Origin of the sequence: Caldanaerobius polysaccharolyticus DSM 13641 (assembly GCF_000427425.1) — a bacterium.
GTDB lineage: Bacteria > Bacillota > Thermoanaerobacteria > Thermoanaerobacterales > Caldanaerobiaceae > Caldanaerobius > Caldanaerobius polysaccharolyticus.
The window spans coordinates 858,517-879,761 of sequence record NZ_KE386494.1 but is presented as its reverse complement, the minus strand read 5'-3'; the positions used below and the strand labels follow the sequence as shown (position 1 = coordinate 879,761).

Below are 21,245 nucleotides of genomic sequence, written 5' to 3'. Positions count from 1 at the left end.
GCGGCATTTTTGTTATATTCGCATTGGTCGAGGAGGAAGGTGACGTTATGGGTTACAGGCTAGAGCACGACCTTTTAGGCGAGATGCAGGTACCTGAAGACGCCTATTATGGAATACACACTCTGCGGGCCAGCCATAATTTTCCCATAAGCGGTAGGCCTGTGCACAGGGAATTGATTCAGGCGATGGTTGTAATAAAAAAAGCCGCAGCGATAGCCAACATGAAATTGGGCTTGTTGGAACAAAAAATCGGCGATGCCATAGTAGCTGCATGTGACAGAATCCTCAGAGGGGAATTTGACGATCAGTTTATAGTGGATAGAATACAGGGTGGCGCCGGGACGTCTACCAACATGAACGTCAATGAGGTTGTAGCCAATGTAGCCATAGAGCAGATGGGGGGCCAAAGGGGCGATTACACACTGGTGCACCCTTTAAACCATGTGAATATGTCCCAATCCACCAATGATGTATACCCCACGGCATTGCGCATTGCGGCTATAAACCTTTTGAAGCCATTAAGCGAGGAATTTGCTGCCTTACAAGAGGCGTTGCAGAAAAAGGAAAATGAATTTTCATCAGTCATCAAAATGGGCAGGACAGAGCTACAGGATGCCGTGCCTATTATGCTGGGCCAGGAATTTGGGGCATATGCCCAGGCTATAGCACGGGATAGATGGCGGCTTTACAAAGTGGAAGAGAGGCTAAGGCAGGTTCCCTTAGGTGGAACAGCGGTGGGGACAGGTCTCAACGCAGACGTGCGCTATATTTATACGGTGGTGGATGTGCTGAGAGATTTGACAGGGCTGGGATTAGCAAGAACCGAGTACATGATGGACGGAATACAAAATGCCGACGTATTTGTGGAGGTGTCGGGGCTGTTAAAAGCTGCGGCGGTAAACCTGGGCAAGATAGCTAATGACCTCAGGCTCTTGTCCTCTGGTCCTGAATGCGGGCTAGGAGAGATAAAATTGCCTGCCATGCAAGCGGGTTCTTCCATCATGCCAGGTAAAGTAAATCCCATTATCCCTGAGATGGTTAATATGGTGGTATATCAGGTTATAGGGAATGATCTGACCATAACCATGGCGGCGGAGTCGGGCCAGTTGGAGCTTAACGCCATGATACCTCTTATAGCTTCCAATCTTCTGGAATCTATTGAGATGATGACCAATGCTGTAAAGATCTTTATTGAAAGGTGTGTATCGGGTATCGAGGCCAATGTGGAGGTTTGCAACAAGTATGTCTACGGGAGCAAAGGGCTGGTTACGGCATTGGTCCCTTATATTGGTTATGACAACGCCACTAAAGTAGCCGATGTGTGCAGAAAAGAAAACAAGGCTGTGGAACAGGCGGTACTGGATATGGGGTTGATGTCTCGGCAAGAGCTTGAAAGGGCGCTTAACCCTTATGATATGACTAAACCAGGGATTAAAGGTATCAGGAGGGACGGGGTTTGATGAACACAACGCCAAAATCTGAGAGATTGCACATCGCCGTTTTTGGCAGGAGAAACGCGGGCAAATCCAGCATTATAAATGCCCTGACCAATCAAAGCGTGTCGCTGGTTTCTGATGTGGCAGGCACCACTACTGACCCTGTGTACAAGTCCATGGAATTGCTGCCCATAGGCCCTGTGTTATTTATAGATACGGCTGGTGTGGACGATGTGGGCGAGTTGGGCCAGATGAGGGTAAAAAAGACTTACGAAGTGCTCAATAAAACCGATTTGGCTTTACTGGTAGTGGACTCCTCGCAAGGAATGGAGGAATACGAAAAGGATATTCTAAACAGGATAAAAGAGAAGAAAATACCTGTGGTAGGAGTTGTAAATAAAGCAGACCTATGCGAAGTGCCTGAAAGCGAAATCCAGCTTTGGGAGAAGGAATGGGGTATAAAATTTGTTAAAGTGAGCGCCCTTTCCAAGCGCGGCATAAGCGATTTAAAGAGGGCTATTGTGGTCAATGCCCCTTATGAAGACAGGGAGATGACCATAGTAGGAGACCTGGTCAGAGATGGGCAGATAGCGGTGCTGGTGGTCCCTATAGATAAGGCAGCACCTAAAGGCAGGCTGATATTACCTCAGCAGCAGGTTATAAGGGACATTTTGGACCACGACGCTATAGCAGTCGTCACAAAAGAGCACGAGTTAAAGCAGACTTTAGACAGCCTAGGGCGTAAGCCTGCGCTGGTTATAACCGATTCTCAGGCTTTTTTAAAGGTGGATGCAGATACTCCCAAAGATATACCCATGACGTCTTTTTCTATCCTCTTCGCCCGCTACAAAGGCGATTTAAACCAGCTGGTCGCTGGCGCAAAAGCTATAGAGGGATTAAAGCCGGGCGATAAGGTGCTTATAGCTGAAGCCTGCACCCATCACAGGCAGGCCGACGATATTGCCACGGTAAAAATACCCCGATGGCTGAGACAGCTGGTAGGTGGGGATCTGGAGTTTTCGTGGGCAAGCGGAGGGGATTTCCCTGAGGACCTTGAGGAATACAAGCTCATTGTGCACTGCGGCGGTTGCATGATCAACAGGAGAGAGATGATGTACCGTTTATCTGTGGCTGCAGAAAAAGGTGTGCCTATAGTGAATTACGGTGTGCTCATTGCCTATGTGCTTGGTGTACTGGATAGGGCTTTGGATCCCTTTCCTTTGGCTAAGATGACATTTCACGGTTTGGTGTGATCTGGTTTAAGAGAAAGGAGCGGGTGCGTATTAATAGAGATCTACTTCACTATGTGGGGATCTTTTCGTATATAGGGTTTGCCATCGCTGTGCCTATAATAGGAGGGACACTGCTGGGGTATTATCTCGATGGAAAGCTTAAGACGGGGCATGTCTTTACCTTTGTGCTGCTGGGGCTGGGGCTTGTAGATGGCTTTTACAACATGATAAGGATCGCCATGAAAGGTGCGGATATGAACAAAAAGCGCTGAGTCCATCAGCGCTTTTTGAGCGCGAAAAAACACGGGTGTCATCTAGGGATGTCTTTTCCTTGATATGTAACAGATGTTGTGCTATAACAGAATTAAAGGGGGAATGAGGGGGGAGTTAATTGGATCAGAACGGAATAAATCTCAAAGAACTGACGAAAGAGACAGCAATCGCTTTCACAATACTCTCTCTGTACTTTATTCTGACAGGCAAGCTATCGCTATTTTATGGATTTGCCATAGGCCACGGAATGTACATCGCAGGCATGTATCACCTTTCTCACATCATAGCTCATGTCCTGTCGTTGCATGCAGCCCATGTGGTCATCTCCAAACCCATCGCTTTTTTAAGCTTTGGCGTGAGGTACGGGATTGCTGCAACTATTTTAATTATTATCATTAAAGAAAACGTTACCATGTTTTATGGCGCACTTATAGGTATTATGCTCGTTATTTCGGTAATAATGGTAGATAGTATAATCAATTATTTAAGAGGCCTTATAACGACTATGAATTAAATAAAAATTGTTACAAAGATGTATAAACTTAGACGACGCTGTCAATAATTAAATATGTAAGCGGCAAGTCGCAGGTGAATTTATTCTCCCCCTTGTAAATTTGCCTACCTTGCCGCTATATTTTTGGTTTTGGAGGTACGAATATGGTTAAAAAGATATTTATAGGAATCATCATTTTGATATCTGCGATTATGGTGGACAACCCTGTCCAGTCCAGAGAAAATAGAGCAATGGGAGAAGTGCTGGAGAAGGCTTTTTACGCCAGCGGAGCTGAAATAAACGCGGTGAACATAAACGGATGGGCTATGATTCAGGATAAATTTGTTGACCAAAGTGTTATGAAGAACTGGATGGAGGACGCGATAAAACAGTTAAATCTCCATGGCGTGAGGATTACAGAAAAGAGCTATAGGGGATTTAACGAAGTCAAAATGGAGTATAGCGATGAGGACAGGAGAATTGTGATTGTATTTCAGTCGCTGAATGAAGGTAAGCCCGAAACCTATTTAATAGTCGACGAGTATGCCGGAGATCTCACTTACATGAAAGATAGGTCTACATTGGAGAAATTATATCAACGTTATGGCAAGGAGCCGCAGATCTCCATGGTGTGTGAAGGAACCTTTAAAGGCCGTAAATCTTATAATGAACTAGAAAAAATAAAAGGTAATATGTTGGCTTCAATACACGCTGCGGTAGTAAACGATGGCTTTTACGATGATTTTTTGAGCGTCACAGCTTTTTCGCCAGAGATAAAAGAATACGTGGCAATAGGAGGTGAAAAGATAAATATAAACGTGGCGATGAGATACAGCAGTTATGACGACAAAACCCATATCTACTTAGCTTCGCCCATTATTACAACCGAATATTGAAGGAGTTGAGAGGTGTGGCCAGATTATTAGTAGAGAAAAGCCCACCGTTAAAAGGCAGAGTAAAGGTGAGCGGTGCCAAGAACTCTGTGTTACCCATTATGGCGGCATCTCTGATGAGTGAAGGGACTGTTACGATTAAGGAGATACCTGAACTGGAAGATGTAGTGGTAATGAAGGACGTGCTTGGCGCAATAGGAAGCAAGGTACAACAAGAGGATAAAGGCGTTGTTGAAATAACGACTCCAGCAATATGGTCCTGCGAGGCCCCTAATGATCTGGTTAAACGAATGAGGGCGTCTTTCCTGGTCATGGGTCCTCTTCTGGCCAAGAAGGGAAAAGCCAGGATGTACATGCCAGGGGGCTGTAATATAGGTGTAAGGCCTGTGGACCTCCACCTTAAAGGCTTTTCCGCCTTGGGGACAGAAATAACTCAGGAGCGCGGTTATATAGAGGCAAAAGCGAAAAAACTGAGAGGGGCTACGATTTACCTGGATTTTCCCAGCGTAGGGGCTACTGAGAACATAATGATGGCAGCGTGCCTGGCAGAAGGGCAGACCGTGATTGAGAATGCCGCAGAGGAGCCTGAGATTGTAGACCTGGCCAATTTTCTAAATAAAATGGGGGCCAGGATAAAAGGCGCAGGTACCGACACTATAAGGATAGAGGGCGTAAAGCAACTGGGGTCTGCAGAACATACGGTGATTCCTGACCGCATAGAGGTAGGGACTTTTATGATAGCAGCGGCTATCACCGGTGGCGATATAATAATCGACAATGTCATCATGGACCATGTAGTATCAATTACGGCCAAGTTAAAGGAAGCTGGGATAGAGGTAATGCCCTACGGCAGTTCCGTGAGGGTTAAAGGCAAAGAGTGCTTTAAGGCTACAGACGTAAAGACGCTTCCTTATCCCGGTTTTCCTACGGACATGCAGGCACCTTTTATGGCTTTGATGAGCGTGGCTAAAGGCAACAGCGTCATCATTGAAACAGTGTTTGAGAACAGGTTTTTGCACGTAGAAGAGTTAAAGAGGATGGGGGCAAAGATTAAGATCGAAGGCCGCAGCGCTATTGTAGAGGGGGTGCCGCGGCTGACAGGAGCCCAGGTAAAAGCCACGGATTTAAGAGCTGGTGCGGCTTTGGTGTTAGCGGGACTTGTGGCTGAGGGGGTATCGGAGATTAGCGATGTTTTCCATATAGACCGCGGCTATGAGAGGTTTGAAGAAAAACTTAAAGGGCTGGGAGCAATTATAACTCGTGTTCAATAGTTATGCAGGGCTTTTAACTTAAAGCTCTGCTTTTTATATTGCTTGAATACCACCCTTGGTTTAAAATAGTGGTGGGGGCGCATTTGGCTTTATGTGGAATAAAAATGTGAGAGAAGAACTTATTGCAATTTACGATAGACTTTATCGCTTTTTTGGGCCACAGCATTGGTGGCCAGGGGAATCAAAATTTGAAATAATTGTGGGCGCTATACTCACTCAGAGCGTTTCGTGGAAAAACGTAGAAGTAGCAATAGACAACCTTAAAAAGCAGGGACTTCTCACCGTTGAAGGTATAGCCGGGATAGAAAGGGATAAACTGGCACAACTTATAAAGCCTACGCTTTATTATAACCAGAAAGCCGATAAGCTCAAGAGGTTTTGCGCTTATATAAAGGAAAATTACGGAGGCGACATCTTAAAACTTTTAGATAAGAATACAACCGATCTGAGGTCAGAGCTGTTGAGCATAAAGGGCATTGGCCGAGAAACTGCTGACTCCATAATCCTTTACGCAGCTCAAAAGCCCATATTTGTAGTGGATGCTTACACCAGGAGAATTTTTCATCGAATGGGGTTTTTTAAAGAGGATGAAGGTTACCAGGATATGCAGGATTTCTTTATGTCCAACCTGCCGTCAGATGTCAAAATGTTTAACGAATACCATGCTCTGATTGTGGCGTTGGGCAAGGAGTACTGCACTTTAAAGAACCCTGTCTGCGATAAATGTCCGCTGAATGCCATGCCTTGTATCGGCTGTCTTTCTCTAAAGAAGTGATCCATGGGGTCGATATATACATATGAAGTATAAACTACAGGGGGTCGTAAAAATTGAAGAGATTTTTGTCTTTTTTATTGAGCGCATTGATTATTATGTCGGCCATAAGCATTATACGACCGCAGGTTGTCACAGCGTCAACAGGCGATATTTCTATGAGCCCCAGTACGGTTTCCGCAGACAGCGGTGGATATGTGGTTTTGACGGCTTTAAACGGCAAGCAGTTTGATTCCAATACCACCATAACTGTCACTTACGGTTCTAACAGCATAGTTGTTGACAGTAAAGATATCAATGTGGCGCCGGATAAGATCCTGGTTAAAGTGCCGGAAGCTAGTGGATATACGGGAGACGCCTATTTAGTCGTGAAAGCTTCCTCTGCTGGCTTTATATCAGATATCGTGCGGTTTAAGTACATAGCCGGTCCTGTGATTTCCACGGATCCTGTTATAACAAATATTTATCAGAACGTAGAGACTACTTTTGTAAGGGATGCTAATGGCCGCATAATTGGTAACAACAAGGTGTTGCAAACCGTGGTAGAGGGCAAGAATTTTGATTTAAAGGAAGTAAAAATAGGATCCCTTTCTTCCATTAAAAGGGATAGCAATGGCGATCCGGAGGTTCAATTGCTTTATGCCGACAGCGAGAAAATAGTGGTAAAGACCCCTGTAAACGTGATGAGCGGCGATGTGAAGGATATAACCGTCATAAACAACGACGGCGGACAGGATACAAAAAGTTTTAAGTACAATGTGACGCCGTATATATATTATCTGGATAAATCTAAAGCCTATCCAGGGCAGCAGGTTACCATTACTGGCGATAATTTTGAAAACATCCAGATGATTGCCATATCCAATACCAGGCTATCTGCTGACAGCTATACCGTAAAAAACGGGCAGACGGTAGTGTTTACAGTACCGGTGGGAATGGATCCTGGGGTAAAGGATATTGTCATAAGCCAGGCAGGCTCTACTGATTACGAAGGGGGAGAGGCTGATTTTGGTGGAACCAGGGTGACATTAAAGGGGGAATTTGCGGTCATTCAGACACCACCGGGGCTCAGCATAACAAAAGTAGAGCCCAATGCAGGTCCTGTCTCAGGTGGAACAGTGGTCACCATAACCGGTTCGGGGTTTGTGGATTCCCTTCAAGTATTTGTAGGCGAAGCCGATATGCTGGATCAGTACCTTAAAGATGGTTCCAACAAACACCTGGCCCAGAAGCTTCCATTACTTCCAGGGCAGGACGCCTATTCTACCGTACGGGTACAGATACCTCAATTGCCATCAGGTGAAAACCCAGGTCCTAAAGACATCATACTCTACAATCCGCTGGACGGCACGTCGTACTCCTATGCTGGCGGCTTCACCTATTTGACGGTGGGCAATCAACTTACCATAAGCACAGTCTATCCTATGGAGATGAGGGAGACCACCGGTTCTAGGACTGTCAACGTCCAGGGCCGGAATATCAAGAACTTTAACGTGGATAAGTTCACGGTGACTGGATCGGTATACACATCCTACGACAACAATACCGACGAGTACATCGTAAAAGCTATAGGGAGATATTACGACAATGACAATGTGAGCATTGAAAAGCGAATCAAGCTTAACATAGGAAATAATGCGGTCATTACGGGTATCGACGGCGACGACAACGGCGTACAGACCATCACCGCTGAGATGCCTCCTTTTACCCTGGATCCCAGACAGGATACCCCTGCAGATGTGATCTTGACCACCCATACGATTATCCAGGACGATCAAGGCAAAAAGCTCCTGGACCTCACAGAGCAGTATGTAAAATCGGGGTTTATGCTAAAGCCTGATCTTACCCAGCCTCGCATAACTGAGATTACTCCCCCTGTAGGTTCCAGGGAAGGCGGATACGCTGTCACCATAAAAGGATACGATATAAGAGATGGAGCTAAAGTGTATTTTGGAAGCATTCAGGCCCAGGTTAAGTCTATTGACGCGGTTTTAGATGATGTGTATAAAATTATCAGATCTACGGTGGTGGTTGTCGTACCTCCTTCTAAGTCTATCGGAAAAGTTCCTGTTAAGATCGTAAATACCGAAGGGGGTACCAGCGATACCACAGATCCCGCCTGTATATTCACTTACCAGACGGCTCCTAAGATCTCCTCTATAACCCCTTCTGTAGGGGAAGCGGGTAAAGCCGTGTACGTGACTATAAAGGGCAGTGAATTTTACGTAGTGCCGAACGATACGCCGTACGGCAGGATGCCTAGAGTGAGGGTGCATTACAGGGAATACAACCCGGATGGCACTGTGGCTTCAGATGTGTACAGCGATTATACGCCTATATGTGTTACCGACGATAGCGGAAATGTGGTGGACGGGAGAGGTACTTCTTTTGGGACTCAATTACAAGTGGCCATAAGTTCAGATGCAGTGGGTTACCACGATATAGAGGTTATAAATCCCGATTACGATGAAAGTTACAGAGATGTGTCCACCGGTGCCCATGTGATAGCAGCAGATGCGTTTATTTTTAAAAAGCCTGACAAAGAGATGACAATTGATTCGGTTACCCCGTCAAAAGGCCCTATAGAAGGGGGTACTGCTGTTACAATAAAGGGCGCGAATTTTGGCCTTAGGTTGATGGTCACGATAGACGGCAAACCAGCTACAGGCATAACCCGCCTGGATCAAGGGCAGATAAAGGCTGTAACCCCACCTGGTACCCCGGGTTTAAAGCCTGTGCAAGTGGTGGACCTGGATACTGGAGCTACAGTTACATACTACGACGCTGGAAAAGGTCAAGGGTTTGAGTACGTGAGGGTTGAGACCAGTCCTGCCATTGACGAAATGGCTCCTGATCATGGTACAGCGGGCACCTGGGTTTACATCAGGGGTAAAGATTTTGTAAAAGAGGCTAAAGACAGTAACGGCAATATCATCTTGCCCCAGTCTGTGGTGCGGGTAGGAGATGTAACGGTGCCCCAAGGAGATGTATACGTAGTAGACAATAGCCTGATTAAGTTTAAAATGCCACAGATGCCTGAACCTGTTGCTTATGACGTAGCGGTAGAGAACCCCGACGGCTCTATTGCTTATTCACCTGTGAAATTTCAATACCTCACTCCTTCCCAGGATACGCTTCCTGATATACAGGATGTAATACCTCCTATAGGACCGGTAAGCGGCGGCAATATTGCGGTTATAAAGGGTAAAAACTTTAAGGACGGGGTAGAGGTGTACTTCAACGGCGAAAAGGCACAGATTTCGGATTTTGATTTTTCCCGGGTAGATGCCGATGGACTGCAGAGCATAAGCGTAATAGTCCCTCCATCTAAACAGGGTGCTGGAGATGCCGACGTAATGGTGGTAAATTACGACGGTGGCAACGATACGTGGGAATATAAATACAAGTACGCTGTACCGGATAGCAATCCGGTAATAACCTCTATAAGCCCCAACAAAGGTTCTACGATGGGTGGAGATGTGGTTACCGTGAAGGGCAGGGATTTCAGGAGGGTAGCGGTGGATGTTAATGGCTCTACGGTATATCATGCCCCCGATGTCTACTTTGGGGGTGTAAAGGCCGACAAGGTTGCATACATCGACGAATATACCCTAGAGGTCACCACGCCGGCGTACCCTGCTGCTAAAAGCGTGGATGTGACGCTGGTAAACCCCGCTAGCGGCGATAAGGGCGGAGGCGTAGCGGTGCTCAAAGGCGGCTACACATATACCCAGTCCAAGCCCACTATTTCAGATATAATACCTCAAGTGATATCAGTCAAAGGCGATACGGTTATAATAAAGGGTAGCAACTTTACCATGAGGCGTACGGGAAGTGACGGCAAGACTATAATGAGCGTAGTAAAAGTACACGATGGGGCTGATGTCATAAAGTTACCCTCTAATCCTGATGACCCTAATGACAACAGTGTAACAGTGCTGGATGCATCTACTATAGTAGTAACTATTCCTCCTCTTAAAAGCCAAGGGAATAAGGTGATAGAAGTGGTAAACCCTGACGGCGGTACCGCTACCGGGACTGTAAAGGCAGTGGCCCCTCTCAGTGACCCTGTTATATCGTCGGTAACCCCGGTATCTGGTTCAGTAAATGGAGGTACCAGGGTGACTATATACGGAAGAGACCTCAGAAAGACGGCGAAGGTGTATTTTGGAGGCAGACAGGCTACTATTATACAGCACGCCGACGATGATACGTATCTAGTGGTGTTCTCTCCTCAGGTACCCCAGGATTATGCAGATAAGTGGGTAGATATAATGGTGGATAACGGCGACGGCGGCAGCGCTTATATGCCCAATGCCTTTAAGTACCTTGCTACAGCCTCTAATCCTGTGGTCTCAAAAGTTGCTCCCGATTCGGGCTCCACCAATGGCGGGGATAGAGTGATCGTATACGGGTCGGGATTTCAGATGGGAGCCACGGTTTACTTTGACGGCGTTGAGGCATCAAATCCTCAGGTCATGGACGACAACACTGCCATTTCGGTCATAACGCCTCCGGGCAGGGAAGGATGGGTGGACGTGACGGTGAGAAATCCCGATGGCTCTGAAGCCACGCTGAAAAATGGGTATGAGTATATCGTGACCAATCCAGAAACACCGAAGAATTTTTCTGCCAAGGCACAAAGCGGCACTACGGTAAAGTTGTGGTGGGACAAAGTAAAAGGGGCATTAAAATACGAGTTATACCTAAAAAACGGAAACAACACCCAGTCCCAATGGATATTTATAACCTCTCTAGACGCTTCTGTGACTACCTATTATGTCAGGGGGCTTTCCCCCGGTACCACTTACAGCTTCAGGCTCAGAGCTATAAATGCCAGCGGAGTGTCGGGTGAAGAAACCTGCCGTGTTAAAACTTATGGCATGGAAGATGAAGAGCAAGATGAGAATCAAAGTAAATCTTATAGTAATTCTATAATGGTCAGCGGTAATAAGGTTATCGTGACGTTAGGGATAAAAGGCAGTACGGCTGTAGACCTCACGGGTTCGATGTATAAGGGAATCAATAAATACGTTTTAAATATACCATGGGGGCTTAAAGGGCAGAACAAGAGTTTTGATGTGCGGTTTAGTGGTGGCGATATAAGCTTTAATACCAGTAATATAGGGAAAAAGATAGGTTCTCCTCAGGTGGATGCGGACTATGTGGTTTTAGAGATAAACAGGATGGGCGGAGATGTAAAGGAGAGAGCGAGCATAGCCATGGGCAAAGGCTATAAGCTGGTAAGCGATGTGTACGACGTAAATATATACGTGCAAAAAGGCAGCGAAAAATACGTAGACGATGGTGTGGTGATGAATTACAGCATGGCCTTAGATTATGATCCTTTGATAGATATAAGGTCAGTACAGATGTACTATTACAATCCTGGTTTAGACCGATGGTTAAAGACTACGGGCTATGTTCAATGGGATAGTGTTATAATCAGCAGAAGCGAAACAGGCAGGTTTGCCCTTTTTAGCGAGGTGAAAAGATGAAAAAACTTTTAAAAATACTGCTGATTGCGTTGCTTGTGTCCCTGCAAGTAAATACGGCTAATGCCCAGAATGATGTTTATTATGGTACTCAGCAGGCTCCGTACTTGGCCAAGCTGTCTTCCTTTGAGGATATTAAGGGCAATTGGGCGGAAAAACCCATAAAAGCTCTCACCGCCCTTTCTATTTTCAGAGGGTCAGGCAGTAAGTTTTACCCTGATAGGATTCTTACCTATGAGGAAGCTTTAGCAGTGGCATTAAGGGCGGCAGGGCAGGAGGAAAATGTTCAGAGATACGCTGCCACCCTCAGCAACGGCAAAAAAGCTACGGTGAATGTAAATGCAGATCCGTGGGCATATGCCTATGTGGATTACGCCTTAAGTAAAGGCATACTTTCCAAAACTGATGCTTCCATAGACTGGACAGCTCCTGCTCAGAGACAGGTAGTGGCGTACTGGTTGGGCAAGCTGTCCGGTGTACAACCTGTTTACGGTACGCAGCAGGGGGCTGTGTACGCCTTTGACGACTGGAGGGAAATAAATGCCGATTACCTTCCTTATATAGAGCCATTGGTGCGCATTGGGGCTATCAAAGGAAGCTTTTCGGGTAACTCTATAAGCTTCAGGCCTACTGCCTCCCTTAAAAGAAATGAGCTGGCCAGCATGGTTTTTCTCCTTTTGCCCTATTGTTCAAAGGTGAGCGGTATTACAGTCAAAAGCGGAGTTATAACTGATGTATCTGTTAGATACGTTAATGACGCGCCTGTCAGGGATTATTACGTGGAAAACGATGACGGGTCTATGGCTACACTGGAGGTACAGAGCGGATACGATGTGCCGGTATTGAGGGGAAACAGCGTAGGGTTGGCGTTGTCCCTTAAAAGCGGTGATGGCATTGTCTATTACGTCAAAGGGAATAATGTTTTGTTTGCCCAGGCAGCAAACAGTAAATCCGATGCCCAACAGGTGGAAGGAGTGGTGACAGATGTATCTTTTGATCGCCTGACTGTAGAGGAACTGGATGGCGACAGCAGGACGTATATCCTCAATCAGTACACCCCTGTGGACGTAAACGGCCTGCCTGGCAGCATTGACGACCTCAAGTACGGCCAGTCGGTGAGTCTAAAAGTGGTAAACGGGCAGGTCAAGAGCATATCGATTTACATGGACGAGGGCGCCCCGGGTTATGTAGATCCAGGCAGCATAAGGGTATATGGACAGGTTTTAAATATCGCAAGGGACGGGGACGAATATACCATAAACATTTTGACCTCAGATGGCACAATAAAAAAATACACTGTTTACGACGATGTACCCGTTTCGTTACCTGAAAGGACCGGCAGCGTACAGGACATTTTAGATGGGGATAATGTGGTCTTGTATTTTGACTCTATTTATTACGGCTATCCTTCAAAAATTGCCGTTCAAAACAGCTATGGCAGTGTGGACGCCATAATAAAAGGGAATCTAGAAGGGTATTCTAATGGAAAGTTGGCCATATCAGATGTACAGCAGTACAAAAACGGTCAATGGGTCTATGACACAGGCTATGCAGCCTACAGCATCTCAGATGATGCCAGGCTATATGTAAACGGCAGCAAAGTAGATCCTGATAATTTAAGCGGCTACAGGTCCTTGAGAGCGTACGTTATCCTGATCCAGGGCTACGAAGGTCCCGAAGTAGGGTATGTAAATGCCTTTAACGGTTACGAGTATATATACGAATACCCTTTGGATGGCATTGACTACGCGGCGAGGAAAATGACCGTAGGCAATAATGGGCTCGTATACGATGATTCCACCGCCGTGATAAACGCCAGCAGATTGATGCCAGCTGAGGGGCTTACAAAAGGGCAGGACCTTTTGGTTATAGCCTCTAAAGACGGAGATAACAGCACAGCGCGCATTGTCCTGGTACAAACCCCCCAATGGCCTCCTTATCAGGTGTTTAGGGGTAAAATAATGAATGAACGCCTGGAAAACAGTAAAGAATACGACGGCATATACAGCGATAGATTTAAGCTCACCAAGGCACAGGAACTGGAAAATAACCAATGGGAATGGGTGGGGAGCGAATATATGTATTTAAATGAAGATACCATTATTATGGACAACACCTCTGTACCCGGTAGGTCCATTGACCTCAAGGATTTTACGTCCATGAGGTATATGGATTCCAATGTAGACCTTAGGAGCTGTTTTACATACGCGGTCACTGATGGTAACAAAAACGCTATAGCTGTAAACGTGGTAGGAAACAAAGGCATTACAGCAAGCCAATGGAGTGACAGACTTACTGTGGCCAGGGTGGCTTCGGTGGACGAAGGCAATAAGGTGTTAAACCTGGAGGATGCCAGGGATTACAGCGAGCATAGCGAATCATGGTACCAGAGCGGTATTGACAGCGTAAATGTGAGCAAAGGCGTTATTGTCAAAAACGGCAGGCCTGCTGATTTAAGCGATATTGTAGCAGGGGATGAGGTATTTGTGGTGCGGGATGGAAGTACAGGGTATGTGGTGATGGTGAGATGAAGAGACTTTTGATGGCCTTTGCAGTGTTTTTGTTGTCCACGATGGCGTGTACAGCAGCTTTTGCCGCTGATGTGGGCTATGAAAGCGGCGTATCCGATGGCGTACAGTACAAAGAGATGGTCTATATAACCGGAGAGCCTATAGAATTTCAGGGTACCCTCAGGGTGTCCTCTACGCCCCCGAGGAACAATTCCCAGAGGATCACCTATACCTATACCCTTGCAAACAGCCAGCATAAGGCTACATTGAGGCGCACAGTGACGCTAAACGTGCAGTTTAAAAGCACCGGCAATCAAGTGTTGTCTACGGTTTCTATGGCTAACATGAGTGAAAATGCCACTATAGACGGCGTAAGCTATAGCCTGAGGTCTCCCAATTATTCCTTTAGCGCCTCTAGCGTCACAGACGAGAGACCTGCTATAAGTTACTTTGCTTCAAACTGGGTGTATAAAAAGGTGTACGACATAAACCGCACAGAAGGCAATGTCACAGTGGAGATGACAGGCAAATCCTCGGGCTATAGTAGCGCATGGGGGACGTCAGAGGAGAGAAAGGTAAATATCAGCATATCTTATAACAGGATGCCTAAAAATGGAGGATCAGTTCGGTGGCAGGGATCTGTGTACGAAGAGGGTGGCAATTCCAGTGCCAAAAGCATCGTGTACACCAAAAATGATCCTCAGTATATAAGCTTTAAAGGCAATTACGTGGTTAAAAGCCAGGGTCAGGATGTACTTCAATATACCTACAACCTCCCACGGTGGAACAACGGCGTGCTGTCATCGGAAAGGGTAGAGAAGAGCGGTATGTTGGCGGTGAACATGACTCCTGAGATAACACAGCCGCTGGCAGTAGGGGAAAAAAGAGACATAAAAGGGCACTGGGCAGAGGACTCTATAAAAAAAATACTGGCTTTAGGTGTATTTCAGGGCAGCTCTGACTACTTTGGACCAGCGTTGCCTGTAAAGAGGGCGGACTTCGCCAGGGCAATAGCTATAGTTGCGGGCATTAAAATCGATGACAGCACTGGCAGCATGTCTATTTCCGTGCGCAATCGGAGTAACACCCCAGAGGTATCTCCATTTTTAGATGTGTCAGTAAACAACAGCGATTACAAGTACATAAAGGCAGTGGCTTCTAGCGGCCTTATGGAGGGGACTTCACCTAATACCTTTTCGCCTTCCCAATCCCTTACGAGGGAACAGGCTATAACCATAGCCATAAGGGCGCTGGGACTGGAGTCCCTGGCCCCTGCAGGTCAATACCACACGCCTTTTGCCGATGATTTTAAGATAAGCCCGTGGGCCAGGGATTGCGTTTACGTGGCCCATCTCGTAGGGCTTATCCAGGGGGATGAGTACAACAGGGTAAATCCCCAGCAGGTTATGACAAGGGCAGAGGTATCTGTTTTTTTAGATCGGTTTATTCAATTCCTCAGCGATGACATGGTAAAGGATTATGTGAATAGAGTGTTGAATTTTTAAAGACAATTATCCTCCTTGAGCGCATATAAATTTACTGTAAAGGCGCAAAGGAGGAATTTTTATGAAGATGCTCATTTATTTTCTTGTAGGGCTATTTGCGGCTGTGGTGTTTTTGCCGGTGAGTATCGTGCTTAGCTGGAACGCCATATCCCCCGAAAAGCCATTGGTATCGGGCAAGGGAGGTGCTAAGACCTCGTACATAATAACCAGCGACAACAACGCATCTGGTACCGTGAGCAGTCAGCAGGATTACAAAGATGTGAACATAAACGTGTACGTGGTCCAAAAGGGTAAAATTCAAGGCATGCCGTTGGAACAGTACGTAAAAGGAGTGGTGGCTGCAGAGATGCCTGCCGATTTTAGCATAGAAGCGTTAAAGGCCCAGGCTGTTGCCTCCAGGACTTACGCGGTGAGCAAGATGAGGGAATTTGGAGGCAAAGGCGATGGGGAGCACCCGGGTGCTGATGTGTGTACAGATTCACACCACTGTCAGGCATGGGCGTCTGACGAGGAGTTAAAGTCAAGGTGGGGGAAAAATTACAGCATGTATAAGGCCAAAATAGATGAGGCGGTAGACAGCACAAAAGGGCAGGTTCTCGTATACGAGGATAAACTTATACAGCCTGTTTTTCACGCTATAAGCGGAGGCAGAACCGAGAGCGCGGCAGACGTGTGGGGTAAAAATATCCCATACTTGGTAAGCGTGGATAGTCCTTACGAGGAGAGCGCACCCAAGTATAAATCAAGGGTTGTGATGGCGAAAAGCGAGTTTATACAGAGGTTAAAAGCGCTAAGGCCTATGGCCAGGGTTGATGTTTCTAACCTACCATCGCAAGTTAAAGTCCTGGAGTATTCTCAGACCAACAGGGTAAAAAAGATCAGAATAGGAGATCAGGTTTTGACCGGCGAAGAGCTGAGGAATATATACGGGCTTAATTCCACCAATGTCCGGTTCGCCTTTAATGGCAATGACGTCGTAATGGACGTAACCGGGTACGGACACGGTGTTGGCATGAGCCAGTTTGGGGCTGACGGCATGGCAGAGCATGGGAGCAACTATGAAGACATATTAAAGCACTATTATAAAGATGTGACTATCGCGAGCATAAGGGAGTTTTACAAAAAACAGTGATGTAAAGTATATTCCACCAATATATGGCTATACTATTGTTGGAGGTGGAATAGGGTGAAAAAATTTTTACAAAAGAACAGTTTTTATGTCATCCTGTTATCGTGTATTGTCATAGTGGCCATTGCAGCGATGGTTACGGTTAACCACAATATCAATAAGCTGGCTAAAAAGGAGGTCCTGCCTAAAAATACGGCCCAAAATCAGGTAGGCTCCAGTGTGAACAAGAGCGACAGCGATATTATCATAGGGGACATAAATAAAGATCTGAAGAACGGCACGGCGCAGGAAAACACACAAAAGTCAGAACAGAAGGTACAGTCACAGGCGCAAAAAAGCGATAAAGATAATCAAACTAGTCAAGGAGAAAAAACGGTACAAAACCAGGTCCCTGCTAGCGCAGGCACTTCTGAAAAGCCTATCAAAAGCGTGACAGCGCCTGTAGTTGACGCCAGTCCGGTGGCGTCTACTGTGGCGGCCAGTATGATCATGCCGGCAGAAGGTACGATTTCAATGGATTATGCCATGAGTAACCTGATTTACTCAAAGACCCTGGACGAATGGCGAACCCATAACGGCATAGATGTGGCGGCGAAGGCGGAGACGCCTGTTAAAGCTGCTATGTCGGGAATTGTTGAGAAGGTGTACAAGGATCTGAAACTGGGTAATACAGTGGTCATCAAGCATAGCGGCGGTTATGAGACCAGGTATTCTTCTTTAGCAGAGGATATAAAAGTAAAAGAAGGGCAGACGGTTAATCAAGGCGATGTGATAGGCTATGTGGGACAGTCTGCCAGCTTTGAAATCGCCGATGGGACCCATGTGCACTTTGAGGTTTTGAAAGACGGAAAAAATGTCAACCCTCATGACTATATAAAGAAGTGACGTGTTCTACCCCTTATCCGCTTTGCATATATTAATACAAAGTCGGGTAAAGGGGGCTTTTTTGTGAAAGGCAACATTGATGAAAGGGTCGTGGAAATAGCCAAATACGTCATAAAGGCTGAAGCGACAGTCAGGGAGACAGCCAGTGTCTTTGGCGTAAGCAAAAGCACTGTACACAAGGATATGACTGAGAGGCTTCCTAAGATAAATCCCGAACTTTATAAAGGCGTAAAGAACGTGCTGGAAAAAAATAAAGCTGAGAGACATATAAGGGGAGGTAAAGCCACCCGGTTGAAATACAAAAATTTAAAACATTTAACAGCAAAAAAGGAGGATTTTTCAGAATCATATAGAATTAATTAATGAACGAGTATAGGTGAAAGGACGAATTTAGATGTTCGGTTTCGGTATGGATATAGGCATCGACTTGGGCACGGCTTCTGTAATTTTATACGTTAGAGGTAAGGGCATTGTCCTGATGGAACCGTCGGTAGTGGCAGTGGAAGCCAAGACGGGGAGGTTGCTGGCCATAGGCAGTGAAGCGAGAAGGATGATAGGAAGAACTCCTGGCAATATAATAGCTGTAAGACCTCTCAGACAAGGAGTTATATCGGATTTTGAAGTGACTAGAAAGATGTTGAGGTATTTTATAAATAAGGCTTGTGGCGAGAGGTCTTTTTTTAGGCCGAGGGTTATGATAAGCGTCCCCAGCAGTATAACGGAAGTGGAGAAGCGAGCTGTGATTGATGCCGCGTATCAAGCCGGAGCAAAGAAGGCCTTTTTGATCGAAGAGCCCATAGCGGCGGCTATCGGAGCAGGTCTTGACATATCAAAGCCCAGTGGCTGTATGGTTGTAGACATAGGAGGAGGCACTACGGATATAGCGGTTATATCACTGGGTGGAACGGTGGTGAGCATGTCCATAAAGACAGCTGGCGACGACTTTGATGAAGCCATAGCGAGGTACATAAGGAAAAAATATCACCTCATGATAGGCGAGAGGACTGCTGAGGAGCTTAAGATAAACGCAGGTACGGCCATCCCCTTGGATCCGCCTATTAAAGTGAACGTGAGGGGCAGGAGCCTGGTTACGGGTTTGCCTATGATCGTTGAAGTAAGTTGCGATGAGATCCTGGAAGCTTTGAGCGAGTCTTTAAGCGTGATTGTGGATGCCATACACAGTGTGTTGGAACGAACACCTCCTGAGCTGGTAGGTGATATAGGCGATAAGGGTATTGTGCTGACAGGGGGTGGTTCTCTCCTCAGGAATTTAGATAAGCTGTTGCAGGACAAGCTAAGCGTGCCTGTGTATTTGGCTGACGACCCTATATCCTGTGTAGCTCTGGGAACAGGCAAAGCGTTAGAATACATAGGTACGTTGGATGCCAGCAGCATCTATTCTGATGCGAAGATGGTCTTTGTGGAGAGGTGAAGATAAGCTGTGATAAGAGGTTTGTACATAGCGGCTACTGGTATGGTAGATCAGATGGCTAGAATGGACACTATATCCAATAATCTGGCCAATGTCAATACTGCGGCTTTTAAAAAAGATTACAACGTGACCAGGTCTTTTCCGGAGATTCTTATGGACCGGCAGGGTTATACAGATGCCTCTCTGAAAAAACCTGATATAGGCACCATCAACTACGGCGTGTGGTCCGGAGGAATATATACGGATTTATCCCAAGGAAGTTTTCAAAAGACAGACAATCCTTTAGATTTGGCTATTGACGGCAATGGCTTTTTCGCTGTACAAAGCGGCAACAGGGTTTTGTATACGCGAGATGGCCGCTTTACCAGAGGTAGCAATGGGCTTTTAGTTACTACCGAGGGTATGCCTGTTTTGGGCGTAAACGGCGTCATCAATCTTCCTCAAGGCCAGGTAACTGTAAATCCCAATGGAGACATATACGTAAATGGCAATTACGTTGATACCCTCAGGTTAGTGGACATCAATGGGGGCAATGGGGGTGCCATAACCAAGTTTGGTGATAACCTGATTACAGGTCCTATAGGCAACAGACCTGTGGGGGGGATTCGCCAGGGTTACGTTGAGGCATCAAATGTCAATCCAATAGAGGAAATGGTGGATATGATAGAGGTGACCAGAGCCTATGAGGCCAATCAAAAAGTGATTACTGCCATGGACGACACCTTAAACAAAGCGGTAAATGAAGTAGGCAGAATTTAAGGAGGAGGAGAAACACAAATGATAAGAGCTCTATGGACAGCTGCCACGGGAATGAATGCTCAGCAGTTAAACGTAGATGTCATTTCCAATAATCTGGCCAATGCCAATACTACGGGGTATAAGGCTGCGAGGGCCGAATTTAAGGATTTGATTTACGATACGATACAAGGGCCTTCCAATCAGCAGTACGTGGGTTCACCTGTTAATATACAGGTGGGAGTGGGGGTAAGGCCGGCGGCTACTGCCAGGGATTTTTCTGAAGGCAATTTGCAGCAGACCAATAATCCCTTTGACTTGGCTATAGATGGCAAGGGATTTTTTGTGGTACAGGGGCTAAACGGACAGAGGCTTTACACCAGGGATGGGAGCTTTAAGCTAAGCGTAAGCGGCGATCAAGCTATGCTGGTCACATCTGAAGGATACCCGGTTTTAGATGATACGGGAAATCCCATAACATTTGATAGCACTCAGAAAGAGATCAGCATATCCAGAACAGGGGAGATAAGCGCCAAGGACGATATGGGCAATGTGCAGGATCTGGGGATAAGGCTGGCCGTGGTCAATTTTATAAATCCCGATGGACTCCAGGCCCAAGGAGATAACCTGTACGCGGAGACGGTATCGTCAGGTCAGCCCATATACGACGACCCGACGAATCCTCAAAACCAGGTGCTGCAGGGTTTTCTGGAGACTTCCAATATTAAGGTGGTACAGGAGATGGTAAACCTAATAACTGCTCAAAGGGTTTACGAAATAAACTCCAAGTCCATTCAGGCTGCTGACGAGATGATGAATACAGCCAATAACCTTAGGAGGTAAGAGCTATGGTAGATCCCATAGCAGTGCAGGGCATAGGTGCGGTATATGGAAACTGGTACAGCAGTGGGGTTGCTAAAGGGTCAAAAGCGCAGGAAGATGAGAAACTAAAGGAACTGTGCAAGGATTTTGAGGCGATCATGGTGAGCATGATGATAAAATCCATGAGGTCTTCGGTGCCGGAGGACGGGCTTATACCTGATACCTTTGGAGAAGATGTGTTCAGATCTATGCTGGATGATCAGTACGCTGCCCTTATGGTGCAAAGGCAGGATTTTGGCATCGCCCAGAAGTTATACGATCAACTATCTCAAGCAGACAGCAGAGGAGGCAATTGAGAAATT

The 21,245-nt window shown here is 46.3% G+C and carries 17 protein-coding genes; all 17 read left to right on the top strand.

Annotated features, from left to right (window positions below):
* The first annotated feature begins 47 nt into the window (after positions 1-47).
* The 17 genes from CALPO_RS0105135 (at position 48) to CALPO_RS13295 (ending at position 21,239) form a co-directional block, all read left to right on the top strand.
* Entirely contained in the window at positions 48-1,460 is a 1,413-nt protein-coding gene (locus CALPO_RS0105135; protein ID WP_026486371.1) for an aspartate ammonia-lyase, read from the top strand.
* Positions 1,460-2,689 (top strand): [FeFe] hydrogenase H-cluster maturation GTPase HydF, encoded by a 1,230-nt coding sequence (gene hydF / locus CALPO_RS0105130; protein WP_026486370.1) that lies wholly within the window; start codon positions 1,460-1,462, stop codon positions 2,687-2,689. The genes CALPO_RS0105135 and hydF overlap by 1 nt, the downstream gene beginning before the upstream one ends.
* A 23-nt stretch (positions 2,690-2,712) precedes the next feature.
* Entirely contained in the window at positions 2,713-2,940 is a 228-nt protein-coding gene (locus CALPO_RS13310; RefSeq protein WP_169736183.1) for an AtpZ/AtpI family protein, read from the top strand.
* 119 nt (positions 2,941-3,059) lie between these two features.
* Positions 3,060-3,455, top strand: coding sequence for a hypothetical protein (locus tag CALPO_RS0105120; protein ID WP_026486369.1), 396 nt, complete (start codon positions 3,060-3,062; stop codon positions 3,453-3,455).
* Positions 3,456-3,598: 143 nt separating this feature from the next.
* On the top strand, positions 3,599-4,330 hold the full coding sequence (locus tag CALPO_RS14155) for a YwmB family TATA-box binding protein (protein ID WP_026486368.1): 732 nt from the start codon (positions 3,599-3,601) through the stop codon (positions 4,328-4,330).
* A 14-nt stretch (positions 4,331-4,344) separates the two neighbouring features.
* Positions 4,345-5,598, top strand: a complete 1,254-nt coding sequence (gene murA / locus CALPO_RS0105110; RefSeq protein ID WP_026486367.1) for a UDP-N-acetylglucosamine 1-carboxyvinyltransferase — start codon at positions 4,345-4,347, stop codon at positions 5,596-5,598.
* Positions 5,599-5,689: 91 nt separating this feature from the next.
* Positions 5,690-6,373: an endonuclease III domain-containing protein gene (locus CALPO_RS0105105; protein ID WP_026486366.1), complete on the top strand. Its 684-nt coding sequence runs from the start codon at positions 5,690-5,692 to the stop codon at positions 6,371-6,373.
* Between the two features lie 53 nt (positions 6,374-6,426).
* The gene (locus tag CALPO_RS0105100; RefSeq protein WP_026486365.1) at positions 6,427-11,868 is read left to right on the top strand and encodes an IPT/TIG domain-containing protein; all 5,442 of its coding nucleotides are present in this window, start codon (positions 6,427-6,429) and stop codon (positions 11,866-11,868) included.
* Positions 11,865-14,396 (top strand): S-layer homology domain-containing protein, encoded by a 2,532-nt coding sequence (locus tag CALPO_RS0105095; RefSeq protein ID WP_026486364.1) that lies wholly within the window; start codon positions 11,865-11,867, stop codon positions 14,394-14,396. Before CALPO_RS0105100 ends, CALPO_RS0105095 begins: the two co-directional genes overlap by 4 nt.
* Positions 14,393-15,880, top strand: a complete 1,488-nt coding sequence (locus tag CALPO_RS0105090) for an S-layer homology domain-containing protein (protein WP_026486363.1) — start codon at positions 14,393-14,395, stop codon at positions 15,878-15,880. The genes CALPO_RS0105095 and CALPO_RS0105090 overlap by 4 nt, the downstream gene beginning before the upstream one ends.
* Positions 15,881-15,941: 61 nt before the next feature.
* Positions 15,942-17,012, top strand: coding sequence for a stage II sporulation protein D (gene spoIID, locus CALPO_RS0105085; RefSeq protein WP_026486362.1), 1,071 nt, complete (start codon positions 15,942-15,944; stop codon positions 17,010-17,012).
* A 54-nt stretch (positions 17,013-17,066) separates the two neighbouring features.
* A complete protein-coding gene (locus tag CALPO_RS0105080) occupies positions 17,067-17,894 on the top strand; it encodes a M23 family metallopeptidase (RefSeq protein WP_051585839.1) in 828 nt (275 codons plus the stop codon).
* Between the two features lie 63 nt (positions 17,895-17,957).
* Positions 17,958-18,257 (top strand): sporulation transcriptional regulator SpoIIID, encoded by a 300-nt coding sequence (spoIIID, locus tag CALPO_RS13300; protein ID WP_051585838.1) that lies wholly within the window; start codon positions 17,958-17,960, stop codon positions 18,255-18,257.
* A 31-nt stretch (positions 18,258-18,288) separates the two neighbouring features.
* Positions 18,289-19,326: a rod shape-determining protein gene (gene mreB, locus CALPO_RS0105070; protein WP_026486360.1), complete on the top strand. Its 1,038-nt coding sequence runs from the start codon at positions 18,289-18,291 to the stop codon at positions 19,324-19,326.
* Between the two features lie 9 nt (positions 19,327-19,335).
* Positions 19,336-20,085, top strand: coding sequence for a flagellar basal-body rod protein FlgF (gene flgF / locus CALPO_RS0105065; protein WP_026486359.1), 750 nt, complete (start codon positions 19,336-19,338; stop codon positions 20,083-20,085).
* Between the two features lie 18 nt (positions 20,086-20,103).
* Complete coding sequence (gene flgG / locus CALPO_RS0105060; RefSeq protein ID WP_026486358.1) at positions 20,104-20,904, top strand: flagellar basal-body rod protein FlgG; 801 nt, start codon at positions 20,104-20,106, stop codon at positions 20,902-20,904.
* A 5-nt stretch (positions 20,905-20,909) separates the two neighbouring features.
* Positions 20,910-21,239, top strand: a complete 330-nt coding sequence (locus CALPO_RS13295) for a rod-binding protein (RefSeq protein ID WP_051585837.1) — start codon at positions 20,910-20,912, stop codon at positions 21,237-21,239.
* Positions 21,240-21,245: the final 6 nt, after the last annotated feature.